Source organism: Hymenobacter sp. BT559 (assembly GCF_016427535.1).
Classification (GTDB): Bacteria; Bacteroidota; Bacteroidia; order Cytophagales; family Hymenobacteraceae; genus Hymenobacter.
Map to the genome: position 1 here is coordinate 616030 of NZ_JAELXV010000003.1, position 16582 is coordinate 632611.

General features: G+C 60.0%; 9 protein-coding genes. All 9 read right to left on the bottom strand.

What is annotated here, in order from left to right; all coding sequences use genetic code 11:
- Window positions 1–15: 15 nt before the first annotated feature.
- The 9 genes from JAO77_RS13355 to JAO77_RS13395 all read right to left on the bottom strand — a co-directional run bounded on the left by JAO77_RS13355 (window position 16) and on the right by JAO77_RS13395 (window position 16560).
- A complete protein-coding gene (locus JAO77_RS13355; protein WP_198990862.1) occupies window positions 16–2103 on the bottom strand; it encodes an alpha-glucuronidase in 2088 nt (695 codons plus the stop codon).
- Window positions 2104–2113: 10 nt separating this feature from the next.
- Window positions 2114–4696, bottom strand: coding sequence for a glycoside hydrolase family 31 protein (locus JAO77_RS13360; protein WP_198990863.1), 2583 nt, complete (start codon window positions 4694–4696; stop codon window positions 2114–2116).
- 199 nt (window positions 4697–4895) lie between these two features.
- Window positions 4896–6242 (bottom strand): family 43 glycosylhydrolase, encoded by a 1347-nt coding sequence (locus tag JAO77_RS13365; protein WP_198990864.1) that lies wholly within the window; start codon window positions 6240–6242, stop codon window positions 4896–4898.
- A gap of 84 nt (window positions 6243–6326) precedes the next feature.
- Window positions 6327–7919 carry a glycoside hydrolase family 43 protein gene (locus tag JAO77_RS13370; RefSeq protein ID WP_198990865.1) on the bottom strand — a complete coding sequence of 531 codons (1593 nt, stop codon included), beginning with the start codon at window positions 7917–7919 and terminating at the stop codon, window positions 6327–6329.
- Between the two features lie 26 nt (window positions 7920–7945).
- Complete coding sequence (locus JAO77_RS13375; protein WP_198990866.1) at window positions 7946–9241, bottom strand: family 8 glycosyl hydrolase; 1296 nt, start codon at window positions 9239–9241, stop codon at window positions 7946–7948.
- Between the two features lie 190 nt (window positions 9242–9431).
- Complete coding sequence (locus JAO77_RS13380) at window positions 9432–10739, bottom strand: glycoside hydrolase family 43 protein (protein WP_198990867.1); 1308 nt, start codon at window positions 10737–10739, stop codon at window positions 9432–9434.
- Window positions 10740–10807: 68 nt separating this feature from the next.
- Window positions 10808–12736, bottom strand: coding sequence for a glycoside hydrolase family 97 protein (locus tag JAO77_RS13385; RefSeq protein ID WP_198990868.1), 1929 nt, complete (start codon window positions 12734–12736; stop codon window positions 10808–10810).
- A gap of 32 nt (window positions 12737–12768) precedes the next feature.
- Complete coding sequence (locus JAO77_RS13390) at window positions 12769–14403, bottom strand: glycoside hydrolase family 43 protein (protein ID WP_235998407.1); 1635 nt, start codon at window positions 14401–14403, stop codon at window positions 12769–12771.
- Window positions 14404–14946: 543 nt separating this feature from the next.
- A complete protein-coding gene (locus JAO77_RS13395) occupies window positions 14947–16560 on the bottom strand; it encodes a RagB/SusD family nutrient uptake outer membrane protein (protein WP_198990870.1) in 1614 nt (537 codons plus the stop codon).
- Between the last annotated feature and the right edge of the window lie 22 nt (window positions 16561–16582).

Here is a 16582-nt window from a genome sequence, read left to right on the forward strand (position 1 = left end):
CAACAAGTGGAAGCATTAGGGCCGTGGCTGCGGCCTAGGTCGCACTGCATCGTTAGCAATCACTCCTTCCAGGGTGTGCATTGGCGGCTCGACGGTAGCCGGAATGGGCAGGTGGCTAAACTGCTGGAAGTAGAGCAGGCAAGCGTCTTTCCAGAGCACGGCGTTGCCGCTTTGGGCGCGCAGCTTGTTTTGCACCGCCGCAAAGCGCTCGGCATCCACGTAGGGCTGGGCTTTATCCCACACCTGCTGAAACTGGCGTACTTGCTGCACGCCGTGGTCGTAGTGCAGGGCTAGCTCGTCCCAGAGCGTGCGGCCGCTTTTCATCTTGAAGTCCCAGGGCAAGTGGTGAAACCAGAGCAGGTACTCGTCGGGGCAGGTAGCGGGGTTATTAAACCTGGCGGCCAGCGGCTCGTGGTATTGGCTCACGGCGTTGCTGCCAGTGTTGGTGCGGTTGAAGCCTACCCCCTGCGCATCGGCCTGGTGGTAGTAGGGCGGCGTCCAGTCGGCGCGCATTTTGGGCGGTGCCCACCAGGGGCCGGGGCCGTAGTGGTCGTGGGTAGCCGACATGATGTGGTGCAAACCTAGGGGCATGGAGTAGTTCACGACGGCTTCCCGGCTGTCCAGCATCAGTTGCTTTACCGGCGCCAGAAAGTTGGTATTCCAGTCTGAAGCGCTAGCCGTGGTAGCGCTGGCCGTCGAGCTGGTAGCTCCGGTAAAGGTTTGCTTGAGCCACTCGTCAGCAATCTGGGCGCTTTTCAGCTGGTTGTTCCAGGCCAGGCGGCCGAAGGCGTACCAATTGGCCTGGCCGAAGTCCTGGCCGGTCCAGTTCCGGTCTAGGCCTGTGTTGGCAACGCCGGCCATGGCCGTGTGCTTTTGTGGGTACACGCTGCCATCGGTGACGCGGGCCACGGTGCTGCCAGGGCCTGCTTGGTAGGTGTCACTGCCTAGGCATTCCTCCCACATGGTCGAGAGAAAGGCCAAGTCGACGGAGTGGCCTAGGTACTCTTGCGTAATCTGGAACTCAGGCATCACAGAAGTCTTTTTCAGCGCCCCGAAAAGCGGACTGAACGGCTCGCGGGGTTGAAAATCAACCGGCCCGTTTTTCACCTGCACGATGATGTTGTCGCGGAATTTGCCGTCCAGCGGCACAAATTCGTTGTAGGCTTGCTTGGCGCGGTCCTTATCGTTGGGGCTGTACACGAAGGCCCGCCACATCACGAGGCCACCGTAGGGTTTTACCGCATCAGCCAGCATGTTGGCGCCGTCGGCGTGGGTGCGGCCGTAGTCCTGCGGACCGGGCTGGCCCTCGCTGCTGGCTTTCACCAGGAAGCCGCCGAAATCGGGAATCTGCTGGTAAATCTCCTTTGCTTTGGTCTGCCACCACTTCTTCACGGCTGGGTCCAGCGGGTCGGCAGTTTTGAGGCCACCCAGCAGCACCGGCGACGAAAACTTCACCGCCAAAAAGGTCTTCACGCCATACGGCCGCAGCACATCGGCAATAGCTTTCGTGCGGCCTAGGTACTCAGCCGAGAGGATGAGCGGCGAGGCATTCACGTTGTTGATAACGGCCCCGTTGAGACCCACCGACGCGTTGGCGCGGGCGTATTGCTGCCACAGCGCTTTGTCCTTGGCCGTGACCACAAACGAGCTGTCTTTGCGCCAGAAAATGGAGTGCCCGGCATAGCCGCGCTCCACCGAGCCGTCGGGGTTGTCCCAGTGGTTGAGCAGGCGGTACTTGTAGGAAGGATTGAACACCTTGTCGGCCACCGGCTGGCCGGTTTGTTGGCGGCGCAGCAATTCAAAAACGCCGTAGAGCAGGCCCGCTTCGGTCGTGGCGCGCACGCTGGTCGGGCCCAGGCGAAAGCCATCGTGCTTGATGGCGTTGTCCTTCTTTAGCGTGAGCGTTACGGTAGCCCCGGCCGTGCCCTGCCAGCCGCGCTCCAGCTCTTGCTTGGCCATGGCGAGCAGGGCCGAGTTTTTGGCCGCCACTACCACCGTGACCGGCGCCGCTTGGTGCGGACGTAGCCACAGCTGGTGGCCGTCTTCGGCGCGCAGCCCTAGGGTAGTGCCTAGCAGCCAAAGACTAAAAAGAAGCTTTTTCATGATACGGAACTTATTGCTTGATGGTGAGCGGCTTACCTAGGTAGGCCACTTGCTTGCTGGGCTTGCCAAAGGCCTCTCCCAGCCCGGTGGTTTCGCTCACCCACACGATGTTGAAGACGCGCCGCTTCAGCGCGCCGGGGTAGGCGCCCAGTTGCGGGCCGATGGTCAGGGTGCGGCGCTTTTCATCCCACGCAAAAGGAATGGCAGTGTACTGGCCCTGCTCGTAGCGGTAGCTGTCGCCCTCGTCTTCGTAGAGCGTAAACCGGCCGTCGGCGCCGGCGTACACCCTGATTTCTAGCGTGTCAGCCGTTTTTTGCCCGGTGTATTGCAGGCGTTTGCCTAGGGGCACAATGGCGCCGGCTTTCACAAAAACCGGGGTCGTGGCCATAGGCGCCGGGGCCGTGATGGTTTGTCCGCCCGCGTGGCGCTGGCCGGTCCAGAAGTTGTACCACGCCCCACCCTGGGGCAGGTACACGGGCCACTCGGTGCGGCCCGGCGCCGTGACGGGCGCCACCAAAAACGCCGGCCCAAACAGGTACTCCCCGGCCTGCTTGCGGGCAGTGGTATCGGTCCGAAAATCCATGACCAAGGGCCGCATCAGCGTCGAGCCCTGCACGTGCACTTGCCAGGCCGCCGAGTAGAGGTAGGGTAGCAGGCGGTAGCGCACGTCCAGCAGCTGCCGGATATTGGCCTCCACCACGGGGCCGTTTTTCCAGGGCTCGGTCTCAGTTTGGTAGCCGTGCACCCGGAAAATGGGCGTGAAGGCACCCCATTGGTACCAACGCATCAGCAGCTCGTTGTACTGCGGGTCGTTGTACTGCCCGGCGCCCGGCCGGAAAAACCCGCCGATGTCGGTAGTCCAGTACGGCAGGCCGGTGATACTGAAGCCTAGCCCCGCCGGAATTTGGCGGCGAAACGTGTCCCAGGTGCCCCCAATATCGCCCGACCAGCTGATGGTGCCGTAGCGCTGCTGCCCCAAAAAAGCCGAGCGCGTGAGGATGCACACGCGCTTGTCCTGGGTGGCGGCGCGCTGCCCCTCGTACACGGCTTGGTTCACAAAAAGCGGGTACGTGAGCCGGTAAAAATCGCCCGGCCCCAGGGCGAGCTGCTTGCCGTGCAGGGCATCGTTTTCGGGCTCCGTGGCGTCGAGCCACCACGAATCGACCCCGTACCGGAACAGGTGCTGGTTGATAGCCGCCCAGTGCGCCTTGCGAGCGGCGGGGTTCGTGAGGTCGAGCCAGGGACTATTCGGGATGTAGAAGTTATTGGCGACGTGGCTTTTGCCGATGTCCGATTCCTTGTTCAGGTTCTCCCACACCGAAATATTGAAGCGGGTGTGCTGGGCGTGCAGGTTCTGCATCAGGGCGGCCGGGTCGGGGTAATGGGCTTCGTCGAATTGCATGACGCCCCACCCGTATTTGCCCCAGTACTGCCAATCCTGCACAATCACATCTATGGGGATATTGCGCCGCCGAAACTCTTGCACCGTTTCCTCTAGGTGCGCGCTGGAAGTGTACCGCTCGCGGCACTGCCAAAAGCCGTAGGCCCATTGCGGCAGCAGCGGCACCTGGCCCGACAAGTTGCGGTAGGTGCGAATAACTTCGTCGGCCTGCGGCCCATAAAACACCACGTAATCGAGCAGCTTGGCATTGGGCGAGCGAAACGTGGTAAGCCCATTTACCCGCTTGTAGGTGACGCGGGGGGTGTTATTGGCCTTGCAAATGACCTGCACGGTGTGCGCCCCCGCCTTCAGCGCCACTTGGGCGCTGGCCGTGGGTGGCAGCCAAAAATTACGTTGGTCGAGGCACGCTACCCCGTCGATGGCCACGTAGTGCCGGTTGCCCATCGCGCCCAGGTCGAGCATCAGCGAATAGGTACCGGTCGCGGGCAGCGTAAACGTGCCGGTGTAAGTGGCCTGGTCCTGCGCTACTTTTTGGGTGCCATTGGCGGTGGTGGCATCCACTGCGGTGCCTGTGGCGGCTGTTTCGGGCTGCTTTTCGAGGGCGATGGGCGCATCGGCTGGGTTGAAGTCGGTGAGCCCGTATTGATGCCACAGCAGGCCGTAGCCCTTGCTAGAATACAGAAAAGGCAGCGCAATCTGGGTGTTCACCTGCGTGAGCTGCCGGGTCACGCCGCGCAGGTTGAAGTGCCCATCCTGAAACTGCCCCAGGCCCAGCAGCAGCTCATCCGGGCTGGTTTGGAACTGCTGCTGCGCCACCACGTTGGCTTCGCCCAGCACGGGCTCGGCCGGTAGCAGGCGGGTAGTAGGCTGCTCGCGTAGAAACACCTGGCCGGCGTTGTTCAGGTAAGAAATTGAGCCGGTGGCCTTGTCCACGCGCACCCGCACTTGCTTGGTAGCTAGCTCCACCGCCGTGCCCGTTTCCGTGGTTTTGAAAGCGGGCGCTCGGAGCTGGCTCGTCAACACCAATTCGGGCGGCGCAGGCAGCGCTCCTTGCGCGTACTGCACCCGAATGGCGTTTTCGGCCAGCGGCCGCAACACCAGCTGCCCTTTGGCCAAGGCAATCGTGACCCGGTCGGCGCTCGGCTTGTAGCTCCGAAAGCTTTGGCCAAACCCCACAATCGGCCAGCTCACGAGCACTAGCAAGCAAGCGGGCTTTATTCGGAGCAAGGCGAAGCAGCGGTGGAGCATGTTGGCTTTTTAAGTAGAATGAGTGACCTAGGTCCGCTTTGGTGGGCAAGAACACTACTTGCTTAAATGACGGGGCTCCCAGGGCTGCCGAGCCTAGGAGCTTCGCAGCATAAGTAGAAGCTAGCTTCTAGGTCCGACTTGCTTACTCGAACTTGACCCAGTCAATCTCGACGGGCGTGTTCGTTTTAGATGAAACGACCAGCGTGTGCGTGCCGGGCTTGAAGGCGGACAAGGGCGCTTTTATTTCTCGCCACTGGCTGCCCTTGGGCACAGTGACTTGGGCCAGCACCGGGCCGGTAGCTCCGTCTGCCCGCAGCTGCACCGTAGCGCCGGCCGCCGCCATCGTGCGCAGCGTCACCGTCTTGAGAGCCTGTTTGCCAAAGGCTACGCCGTTGTATTGCACCCAGCCCTGGTTGTTGGCAAATATGGTTTTCCAGCCCTGAAACTTGTTGGCAGTATCTAGGAAGGCGATGTTCGCACCACTGCTGCTCAAGCGGCTGTAGCGGTCCAGTTGAATTTTCTGCTTGGCATCGGTTAGGCCCACACCGCGCAGAGTGGGCGTCACTTTCCGAATGGCGCCGTCGGGCTCAAAGAATAGGCTATCGATGCGAACCGAGCGGTTTTTGTCGAAAGCGGGCGACAGGTCGTTGTGGTGATAGAACAAGTACCATTGGTTCTTAAGCTCCAGCAGGGAGTGGTGATTGGTCCAGCAGCCCGTCGGCGATTCGTCCATAATCACGCCCTTCACCGTGAAAGGACCTAGGGGGCTGGTGCTGGTAGCGTATTCGAGGCGCTCAGTCTTGTTCTCGACGTGCGGATAAGTCAGGTAATAAATTCCTTTGCGCTTAAACAAGTACGGACCTTCCTTCAGTCCCTTAGTCGGCAGCTCGCCCAGCGTAACGGGCTCTGAGGCTAGCTCCAACATGTTTTCCTTCAGCTTCGCCCCGTAGATATTGCCCTGCGACCAGTACAGGTACGCCTGCCCATCCTGGTCGATAAACACGTTGGGGTCGATGCCACGCACGCCCTTGATGGGCAGCGGCTGCGGCACAAACGGCCCGGTGGGCTTGTCGGCCACGGCCACCCCCACGGTGAAGCCTTTGCTCACGGTCGTGTCCTTGGGGGTGGTTGGGAAGTAGAAATAATACTTGCCGTTGCGCGCGATGCAGTCAGGCGCCCACATGCTGTAGCTATCGGGCTTCACCCAAGGCACCTTATTCTGCGTCACAATCACGCCGTGGTCGGTCCAGTCGGTGAGGTTGGCCGACGAGAATACGTGGTAGTCCTCCATCACAAACCAGCCCGCCCGCCCGCGGCCGGGAGCAGCCCGAATGTCGTGCGAGGGGTACACGTACACCCGCCCATCGAATGCGCGCGCCGTTGGGTCGGCCGTGAATTGGTTAGTGATAATTGGGTTCTGCGCCTGGGCGGCGTTGCCTAGCAGGCAGGTCAGACTGGCTAGAATGTAGGATAGTTTGTGCCTCAGCATGGGTGGGTAGAAGTTGTGGATAGGTTTCGAAGTCAAAAAGGCTGTCATGCAGCGCATTCTGCGCTGCATAACCTAGAGAGCAGGTTACTTGGCCCCAGTACTCTTGTCCGTAATGCGGAAATAATCGAAATCAGCGTAGCCACCAGGATTCTTGGTGGCGTAGTTGAATAACCCGAACCGGTAGCCCATGAAGTGCGGCAGCGTGTAAGCCATTTTGAGCGGGCCACCAATGTCTTTCCACGTTTTGCCATCGAGGCTGTAGTAGAACGTGGCCACGTCTTTGCGGTCCGTAAAGTCACATTCGGCCTTGAAATACACGGTGTTCTGTGCCAAGGGCAGGCGCTGTAGCTCCACCGGTTTCTCCGATTCGGCACTGACCATGACGATAGATTTGGCGCCGTTGCGATTGTCTACGCCCACCAGGCCGTAGCGCTTTTGCAACAGAGCTAGGCCAGCAAAATCACCGTCTTTGAGGTGCGATACATCCAAGGCCGTAGTGCCCGCGCAGATGGGCCCGATGGTGCGCTGGGTGAGGGTATTGCGGGCCAGCAGGAAGGTAGTATCCACGCGGCCGGTTTTGAGGCGCAGATAGCCGGGGCGGTCAGTGAGCGACCACAGCGAGTTTTCCGGGTTGTGGTTCCACTGCCACACCAGCGGCAGGGCGGGCTCGCCCTTGCGCCGGGCAAATTCATCCGAGGCTACTATGCCCGGAATCAGGCCTTTGCTGGCGGGCAAGGCTAGCGTAGTGGGAACCTTGCCGGCCGGGCTACCCAGTACGGGCCAGCCATCGGTCCAGGTCACGGGCACCAAGTACGGGATGCGACCCACAGCCCCGTTGTCGCGGAAGAGGTAGGAAAACCAGCGCCCATCGGGCGTGTCGATGAGGCCGCCCTGGGCCACCCCTAGGTCTTGCAGCGCCACCCGGCCTTCATAGGGGCCCGTGAGCTTGTCGGCCCTGTGCACCACCACCGTGCGCATGCCGCCCTTAGGCCAGGTAATGTTAAAGAGGTAGTATTTGCCCTTGATTTTGAACAACTGCGAGCCTTCGGCGGGCAGGCCGAGGTTGGGGCCGGCCGGGGTGCTGGCGTTTTCTATCAGCACCTGCTCCGTGGCGCCGGGCTTCACGCCGGAGGCGTCAGCTGTCAGCTCAACTAGCCGCAGCTTGCCGGCGCCGTATATCAGGTACACGCGGCCATCGTCGTCGAAAAACAGGGAATGGTCGTGGTAACTCGGCTTAAACGATACGGCTTTCCAAGGGCCTTTCTCAATGTTCTTGGTAGAATAGACATAAGTTTTTCCGGTCGTTTGGGCGAAGGTCGAAACGTAGTAGGTGCCCTTATTGAAGCGCAGGCTACTTGCCCACGAGCCGCGGCCGTAAGTGCTTTTGCCGTTGCGCAGCGCTAGCTCGTCCTGGCCACCTAGGGTATCGGAGGCGTAGCTCACGAGGTGCCAGTTCACGAGGTCCTTCGACTTCATAATGGGCACGCCCGGCGTCATGTGCATGGTCGTGCTGCTCATGTAGTACGTGTCTCCCACCCGTAGCATCGAGAGGTCGGGCACGTCAGCGTAGATAATGGGGTTTTGCGCCTGCTTTACCTGCGCGAGTAGCGGCGAAGCAACGGCCGATGCGAGGACTATTCCGAAAAATAAAGTGCTGCGCTGTAGGAAGTGTGACATGGGTGGGAGATTGCCGAGCTGCGGTGTTAGTGATGGGTCGTGGGTTTGATAGCCTGGTATTTGCCACTCAAGTGCATCAAGCTGAACAGGTACAACAGACCGTCGTAGTAAGGGTCGAAGTAGCCATCTTCGTAGGGTGCTAGTTTGGCGTTCCAGAGCGCATGCACAAACCCTAGGTCCCGGTCTTGGTGCATGAGTGAGGCCGACGCGCTGGTAGCTACCAGCCCCAGCGAATGCCGCAGTTTCTTGACGTCGCCGGCTTGCAGAATGAAGTCGGGCCGCGAGCCGTCCACGTTGAACTGGTCTTCGAATGTATTCAGCCCTTTGCCACGCAGAAAGCCTTGGAAGCGCCGGGCGTACTGCTCCTGCCAGGCTTTGTCTTTGCCAAACCACACGTAGTCCATGGCAATATTCATGGGCACTCGCCACGAGTCGTAGCGGAAGGCCGGTGGCGCCCACTTGGTAGCGTGCGGCTTGCCGCTAAACCCGGTGTAGTCGTAGTTGAGGCCGGTAGGGGCAGCGCACGCCCGGTGTAGAAACACCCGCGACGTATCGGCGCAGGCCCGGTAAAACTGCTCGTGCCCGTCCTTGGCATAGGTGGCCCACACCTCCAGAAAAGCCGGCAGGTGGTACGACGGGTCGGTCCAGTTGTACATATCCCCGACTGGCACAAAGGTTATCTGCTTGTGCTGGGTGTTGAAGAGGTTGCGCACACCGCCCGTGCCGTCTTTTTTCCACGAGGCATCTAGGATGCGGCGGGCCTCCTTGTAGTAGTCAATGCCGGTAGCGTTGCCCCAGCGGTTGGCCGCAAACAGCAGGCTCGTAACGAAATACAGCTCCCCATCCGAAGCGGGGCCCTCCGAATTTAGCTTCATCGTGGTGGTGCTGAAACTCCAGGCGAAGTAGCCTTCCAGCGGCCCGGTTTGGTGCTGCAAGTTCTTCTTCGACCAGCGCCAGAGGCGGTCAAACACCTCCTTCTTGTTGAGCTGCACGGCCACCATCATCCCGTACGACATGCCTTCAGTGCGGGCGTCGTGGTTTTTCACGTCCGACACGTAGGCCATCGAGTCGCCTACCTCGAAGTACACCTTATTAGGTCCTTCAAATACATCGTGGTAGGCTTGCGCTACTTTCTGGTCGATGGCGGCTTGGCTGTAGCCCGCCTCCCGCAGCAAGCTAGGGTACTTGCCCGTGTAAAAGGCCCCTGACGCTGGCTGCTTAGCCGGGCGTTGAGCCACTGCCGTGGTAGCCCCTAGGCCTAGCAAGCTAACTAGGCCGAGCAGCCGGCCCGTCCGGAAAAGCGAAGTAAGGTGGGAATTCATGTGGAGAAGGATAGCTAAGAAGGAATAGAGGTTGAAGCGCAAGACACCAGCCGCGGCCAGCTAGCCGCGTTCCTGATAATGAGTTGCGCACCACTGAAAGAAGTGGGAATAGGAGCGCGAAGGCCGGATAGGTTGTTGACAGCCTTTCATGAGTGCTTGCAGTACTCGCTGGCGGCTACCTCAGCCTTATCTATTGATTAAACTGCCACCAGTCGAACAAGAGTTGGTTGTTACCGGCGGCTTTGAAGACGAAGTACACGTCGTGGATGCCACTCTTCCGGCTGACTTTGCATGACTGCACCATCCAGCTTCCTAGGTTACCAGTGTTCTTCACTTTCAGTGTTCCCAGCAAAGCACCCGTGGGGCTGTCCAGATGTAGTTCAATGGCTGAGTTGGAGGATGTACTTGCTACCGAAGCCATGAACTCTTTCGCTCCCTTTCCAAAATCAACGCCTTTGACTTTGATGTAATCGCCATTATCAATAGCGGTTACGTACATGCCGTTAGGCCCTTTGCTGGTTTTCAGACCCTGGCTCAAGGCAATGGTTTCTGCCTCGGTGCGCTTGTAGGGGTTCAAGACTGCCACGCGGTCTACGCCCTCTTCCGACCAAAACGGTAACTGCTGAATGGTGCCGTCCGGGTTGTATGTCAGCTTGGCCACGCACACGGAGCGCCGCTCGGTGTGCGTCGGCGACAGGGCTTTGGAAATAGCGTAGTTAAAGCCGAACAGGTAGGAGTTGCCCTTGTAGTCGATGATGCCCGGGTGGTTGCCGTTCGACCGACGGTCGTGGTCCATGAGCGTGCCGGTGTAGTTCCAGGGGCCCGTGGGGCTGGTACTCATGCTGTAGCCGATGCCCTCGGGGCAGCAGGTGGAAGCATACGCCACGTAGTACTTGTCTTTGCGCTTGTAAAACCACGGGCCCTCCTGGTAATCCTTTGGCTTGGTGGGCGACTTGACAATGCCGCCCGAATAGGAAATCATATCCTCGTTGAGCTTGACGTAGTACAGGTTCGGATTGCCCCAGTACAAGTAGGCCTGGCCATCGTCGTCAATGTAGACGGTGGGGTCGATATCGTCAGGACCATTCTGAATCAAGGGCTTACCCAACGGGTCGGTGAAGGGGCCGTAGGGACTATCCGACACCAGCACGCCGATACCCTTGACGTGAATGGGGCAATAGAGGTAAAACTTACCGTTGCGCGCGATGCACTGCGCCGCCCACGCTCCGTTTTGCGGCGACCAGTTAAAGCTTTTGGTGGAGGCGACCGCGCCGTGGTCGGTCCAGTTTACCATGTCGGTGGAGGTGTACAGCAGCCAATTGTACATCTTAAACCCCTTGGCATCGTCCTCATCGTGACCGGTATAAAGGAACACGGTGTCCTGGTACACCATCGGCGCCGGGTCGGCCGTGAACTTGGTTTGGATGATAGGATTCTGGGCTTGCAACGTGGTGCAGGCGGCCAAGGTCAGAAGAGCGGCCCAAAATAGGTGCTTCATAACAAGCAAGTTTTCAAGTAGGAACAAAAAGCGGACCGCTGGCCACGGGGCTAAGCCAAACAGAGGACCTAGGGCTGCACCACGAAGCCGCCCCGTGCGGGCAGCGTCACGCTGACGGTGTTGCCCGCCACGGCCCGCGTGCTGAAGCTGCGGTTGGTGTCGCCGTCGGTAATGAGCATGCCGCTTTTCAGGCCCAGCTTCCCTAGGTCTACCTGGATGGTTTTGGGCGCGTCGGTGGCATTGATGCCAGCCACGTACCACCCGCCGCTAGGCGCTTGGCGGGCCAGCACCGCGTACTCGCCGGGGAAGCCGTCGAGCAGCTTCACATCAGCCCAGCGGGGCGGCAGCTTTTTCATGAACTCCTGCACGTAGGTGGGCTGCGCGGCCATGCCCTCGGGCACCTCGGCGTAGTGCTGAATGCCCGATTGAAAGAGCACCGACAAGGCCAACTCGAAGGCATTGGACGTGCGGCGCTGTTTGCCCCGAATCTCCGAGAAGGCCACGGGCGTAAAATCCATCGGGCCCACGGCGTTGCGGGCGAAGGGCAGCGTGGCACAGTGGGTTGGCTCCTGGTCGGTGTTGCGCTGGTCGAAGGTCAAGAACTCGAAGCCCTTCACGGCTTCCATCGTCATCAGGTTGGGGTAGGTGCGGTTCCAGCCCCTAGGTAGGGTAGCGCCATGAAAATTCACCAATAGGCCGGCTTGGGTGGCATCTACCAAAATGTCCTGGTAGTAATTCATAAAAGACTGCCCATCGCCCCCGAAGAAGTCGATTTTTACACCCGCCACACCCATCTGCTTGATGCGAGCAAACTCCTTGCGCCGGCTTTCGGCTTCGAAGAGCACGTTGGTAGGCGTTTGCGGGGCCTGGTTCCAATGGCCGTTCGAGTTGTACCATACCAGCAGGCCCACGTTTTTGGAGCGCGCATACTGGGCTAGCTCCTGCGTTTTGTCGTAGCCGATTTGCTTGTCCCAGAGCGCATCGACCAAGCAGTAGCGCCAGCCCATGTTAGCGGCATAGTCGATGAAGCGGCGCTGCACGTCGTAGGTGGTGTTTTGGTCGCCCATCAGCACCCACGACCACGACGACTTGCCGGGCGCCTCAGTGAGCACGGGCGTTTTAGCAGGCGCACTCAGGTCGGTCGTCAGCGTCGATTCTACGATAGGTGCCAACGAATTGCCAACCACCACCACGCGCCAAGGTGTGCTCCACGGTAGGCGGCTTTCGGGCAGCAGGGCCGCGTCGGGTGTGGTTTTTTCGGGCGGCTGCGGGAAGGCAATGCCGTACTCGGCATCGGGCGACTCGTGGGCTAGGTGGGTGCCGGCGTAGGTGCGACCCATGCCGGCCTCAGTCAGCAGTACCCAGTGCCCATTGGTTTGAAACAAAGCCGGGAACGACCACCCTTGCCCGATGGTCGAGGGCGTGCCGGCTGCGATGCCGCGCTGGTAATTCTCCTCGTACGAGGGCTGCGTATTGGCAAAGCCAGTTTGGGCTTTAGCGTGCGGGTGCAGCCAGCCCTTGGCCCCGGCCGGCAGGTGAAACGTAGTGCCCTCCGCCGTGATGCGCTGCACCTCCTGGCTCGGGCCTTCCAGCACGTACTGAAACGCTACCCCATCATTCGACACCTGAAACACCACGCTGAGCTGCGGCGCCCCGGCCTTGCCCGCAAAGTGCAGCACGCGCCGGTTGGCCCGGTAGCGGCAGTTGGCGCGCTTGTCGGTGGCGAGTTGGTAGTCGTCGGCTACGGCGGTTTGCTTATCGGCTTTGGTGAGTTTGAGGCCCTGCGTGAGGTCAGCACTCGCGAGGCGCAGGCCTAGGTGCGAGGGCCGCAGCAGCTCGGCCTGGCGGTAGCGCACGGTGTAGGTGGGCTGGCCTTGGGCCGTGACATCTACGGTCACTAGCACGGCCCCATCGGGGCTGCTGATGCGAATGGGCTGGGCAGCCTGGGCGGCGGCCAGGGGTAGCGCCAGCAGGCAAAGAATTGGGAATAAGCGCATAAAAGGAGAGTGGATGTGTGGCAGACCGCAGATTATTTCTTGTACATGGGGTCGTGCCCTTCGTATTTCAGCCACTTAAAGGAGGCCGTGTTAGTGGTGGGCTGCCCGGCCGAGGTGCCGTACATGCCGTAGAGGCAGCCAATGAAGCCGCCCGCCACTTGCGTGCTCAGGAAGCGCGCATCTACCTTGTCTTTCAGAAGCGTGTAGTTTTTGCCATCCTCCGAGAAGCGGAAGCTGTAGGTGTCGCCGTCGGCGTTGATGCGCAGCTGCACCTTGCTGGCCGCCGCTTTCAGCGGTGCTTTTGCCAGCAGCTCGGTATTCTTGGTGTCGGCTGTGCTCTTGAGCAGCTGCACCACGGGCTTGCCATTCTCAACCGATTTGCAGAGAAAATAGAAGTGCTTCTCGTCCTGAAACACCACTAGGCCCGCCGTTTCGTTGGCCGCCTTGGCCGAGAAGGTTAGCTCGGTTTCGGCGCTGCCATACATGTGCTGCTGCCGCTTGCCGATGAAGGCCGGGTTACCAGTTTCGGCTACCGTTTCGAGCTTCAGCTTCAGGGTGAGCCCCTTGGCTTTGCTCAGCGAAAAATTAGTGCTGTCCACCGTGCGCATGAACAAAAGCGCTGGGTCGAGCTGCTTCTCGAAGGTGAGCGTGTAAGCAAAATTGCCGCTCTGTGGCAGGGCGCCGGGCTGCTTCACCTCGGGGAAGTTGGCCTTATAAGCATACTGCACGCCGTTGGGGCCCGGCACCGTTACCGGCCACTCGTCTTTCCATTCCACTGGTACGATAAACGTTTCGCGGCCCGTGTTGTAGAAATTGCCTTCGTAGGGCCGCACGGCCAGGAAAATGGCGTAGGTCTTGCCATCGGGCCCCTCCACAAACTGCGCGTGCCCCGCCGAAGTAATGGGGTCCTTGCGGTCGCGAGGCAGTTCGCGCTGCGACAGGATAGGGTTCTTCTCGTAGGGCACGAACGGGCCTAGGGGTTCCTTGCTGCGGAATACTACCTCGGTGTGATTTACCGACGTCCCGCCCTCAGCTGCGTAGAGATAGTACCAGTCGCCACGCTTCATTAGGTGCGGGCCTTCTATCCAGACGGGCTTCTTGCTGATGTCTACGCCGCCATTCACCACAATTTTGGCTTCGCCCACCGTTTGCAGCGTCTGCGGGTTCAGCTCGATAATCTTGATGGAGCGGTGGCCGTCGTAGAGCGGCGTACCGGGCGGGTCGCTGTTATAGATAACGTAGGCCTTGTCGCCCTCGAAGTACAGCGAAGGGTCAATGCCCCGCACCTGAGGCAAGAAAGTTGGGTTGCTCCAGGGCCCGGCGGGGTTTTTGGCCGTCACCACGAAGTTGCCCTTGTGGTCAATCTGCGTGCACGTGACGTAGTAGGTACCATTGTGGTACTCAATGGCCGGCGCGAATAGCCCGCGGGTCATCCGGTCGCCCATAAAGGTCATTTGAGAAGGCCGGTCTATCACGTTCCCAATCTGCTTCCAGTTTTTCAGGTCGCGGCTGTGCAGCACCGGGATGCCGGGGAAGTAGGAAAACGTGGAGTTGACCAGGTAGTAGTCTTTGCCGACTTTGGTAATGCTCGGGTCGGGGTAGAAACCCGTCATGATGGGGTTCACTAACTCAATCGATTGTGCAAGCAGTGCCGATGTTGGCAGCATACCGAGGAGGAAGGCGGCAAAAAGTTGTTTTGTGTTCATTGGGGGTGATTAAGTGCTTCTATTTCGGCGCAGAAAAGAGGCGGCTGCTTGTCCATTATCAGGTGCCACACCAGGTGCCGGGGCTAAGCTACAGTTTCTTTTTCAGCGCAACTTTACCGATAGGTATTGCCCCTGGTAGCAGTCGCCTAGGTTAAGCAGAGCGGCTCATAGGCAGACAAGCTCATTTTCTACTTGCTGGCGCCCCTAGGCGCGCGCCGCACGGCACGCGCACGGGCAATACTTACCTCATTTTTTTGCGCTCAGGCCACCTCGGCAGCCAGTTGCGGCCCGCAAGTAGCGGGTAGGGGAGGCGAGGCTGAAGTACAAACCCCCGCTGCAAAATGGCCCTAGGTAGCGTGTCCAGGGCCATTTTACAGCGGGGGCTTGCGGCAACAAGAGAACAGGAAAAGGTAATGTTTAGCGGCTGCTAAATGGCGCGGGCCATCGCAGCCTAAGTCTGCATTCGCGCCAGCTCATCAGCAGCCAGCGCGAAAAAGTCGTTGCTTAGTAGCCAGGGTTCTGCGGCAGCTTCCAGCTCTGGGCGTCGTTGAGCGAAATCGGCAGCAGCGGCATCGGGTTTACCGAGGTTTCGGTGGCTACGTGCGACGCCGCCCGGGCCCGTACATCGGCCGGCAAAACGTTTAGGTAGCGGCCCGTGCGAACCAAGTCCCAGAAGCGCAGCGACTCCTCGGCAAACTCTACCCGGCGCTCGTGCCAGATGGCGTTGAGCAGCGCAGTGCCCGATAGGCCGGGCGCGAGGTCGGGTAGGGTATTAGCCGGGGCATTGGTGGGGTCGTAAGTGAGAGTGCCCAGCTTGGTGCCGGGCGGGCGGGTCGACACGCGGGCGCGGGCGCGCACCTGATTCACCAATGCGATGGCCTCAGTGGGCCGGCTGAGCTGGGCGGCGGCTTCGGCTTTCATCAGCAAGATGTCGGCGTAGCGCAGCTTACGAATGTTTTGCGGGCCTGACTCAGGCGCGTTGGGGGCGATGATGGCCGCCTTGCGGTTGAAGTAGCCCGTGGCATTTTGCGTGATATCGACGGGATTGAGAATACCCAGCACGATGTCGTTGTTCTTGATAATCGTGACTTCCTTGCGCGGGTCGTTGGCCTCAAACTCATCCACTAGGTTCTGCGTGGGGTTGTTAAACCCGTAGCCAAACGTCTTGCGGTTGTTTTGGAAAATGTTGTTGGTCGTGCCTATCGAGATGGGGCCATAACCGTTGTTGTCCGACCCAAACTGAATCTCGAACAGCGACTCGCTGCTGTTCTCGCCAATGTCCTGGTGAATGGCCGCGTAGTTGGGGTACAGGCTGTACTGGTTGGAGCTGATGATGGTGCTTGTAATGTCATACACCTCCTGCCACGTATGGTTGTTGCCATTCACAGTGCCCAGCTGGTACAGGATGGCGCGGGCCAGGTAGCCAGTGGCGGCGCCCTTGGTGGCCCGGCCTAGGTCGGCCTGGGGGTAGGCGTTCTTCTCGGGCAGCAAGGCGGCGGCGGCCTTCAAATCTTTCTCGATGAAAGCGTAGGTCTGGGCGATGGTGGCGCGGGTCACGTTGGGCGCCTCGGTGGGCGTCACGGTTTTCTCAAACAGCGGCACGCCCCCAAAGGCCTTCACGAGGTTGAAGTAGAAATACGCCCGCAGAAACAAGGCTTCCCCCTTCAGGCGCGATTTCAGCGCCGCGTCGATGGTGCCCGCGTCGATGTTGTTAATCACCGTATTAGCCCGCGCGATACCCGTGAAGCTGTGCACCCACAGCGTGGTAACGGTCTGGTTGGAGGGCGGAATATTCCAGGTTTTGAGCTCGATGAGCGGGCCAAAGTCGCTGGCCGAGCTGCCCCCTTTTTCGGAGTCATCGGTCATGAGGTCCCCAAACATCCATTCGTAGGTCTGAGCCACGTATTGGCCGGCGGGGTCGCCCCACTTGGGGCCCTGGTCCCAGGCGGCCACGTCATAGGTGGCGTTGATGGCCTGCACGGCGTTGGTGGGGTCTTTGAACAGGTTGTCCTGGGTGGTGGTACCTAGGGGCTGCTTATCCAGAAAGTCTTTGCAGCCCGGAGTAAGGGCCGAAGTAAATAGCAGGCCGAGCAAAGCGGCGGTGCGGGTGGATTTCATATAGAGTAGGTGGGAAAGAGCG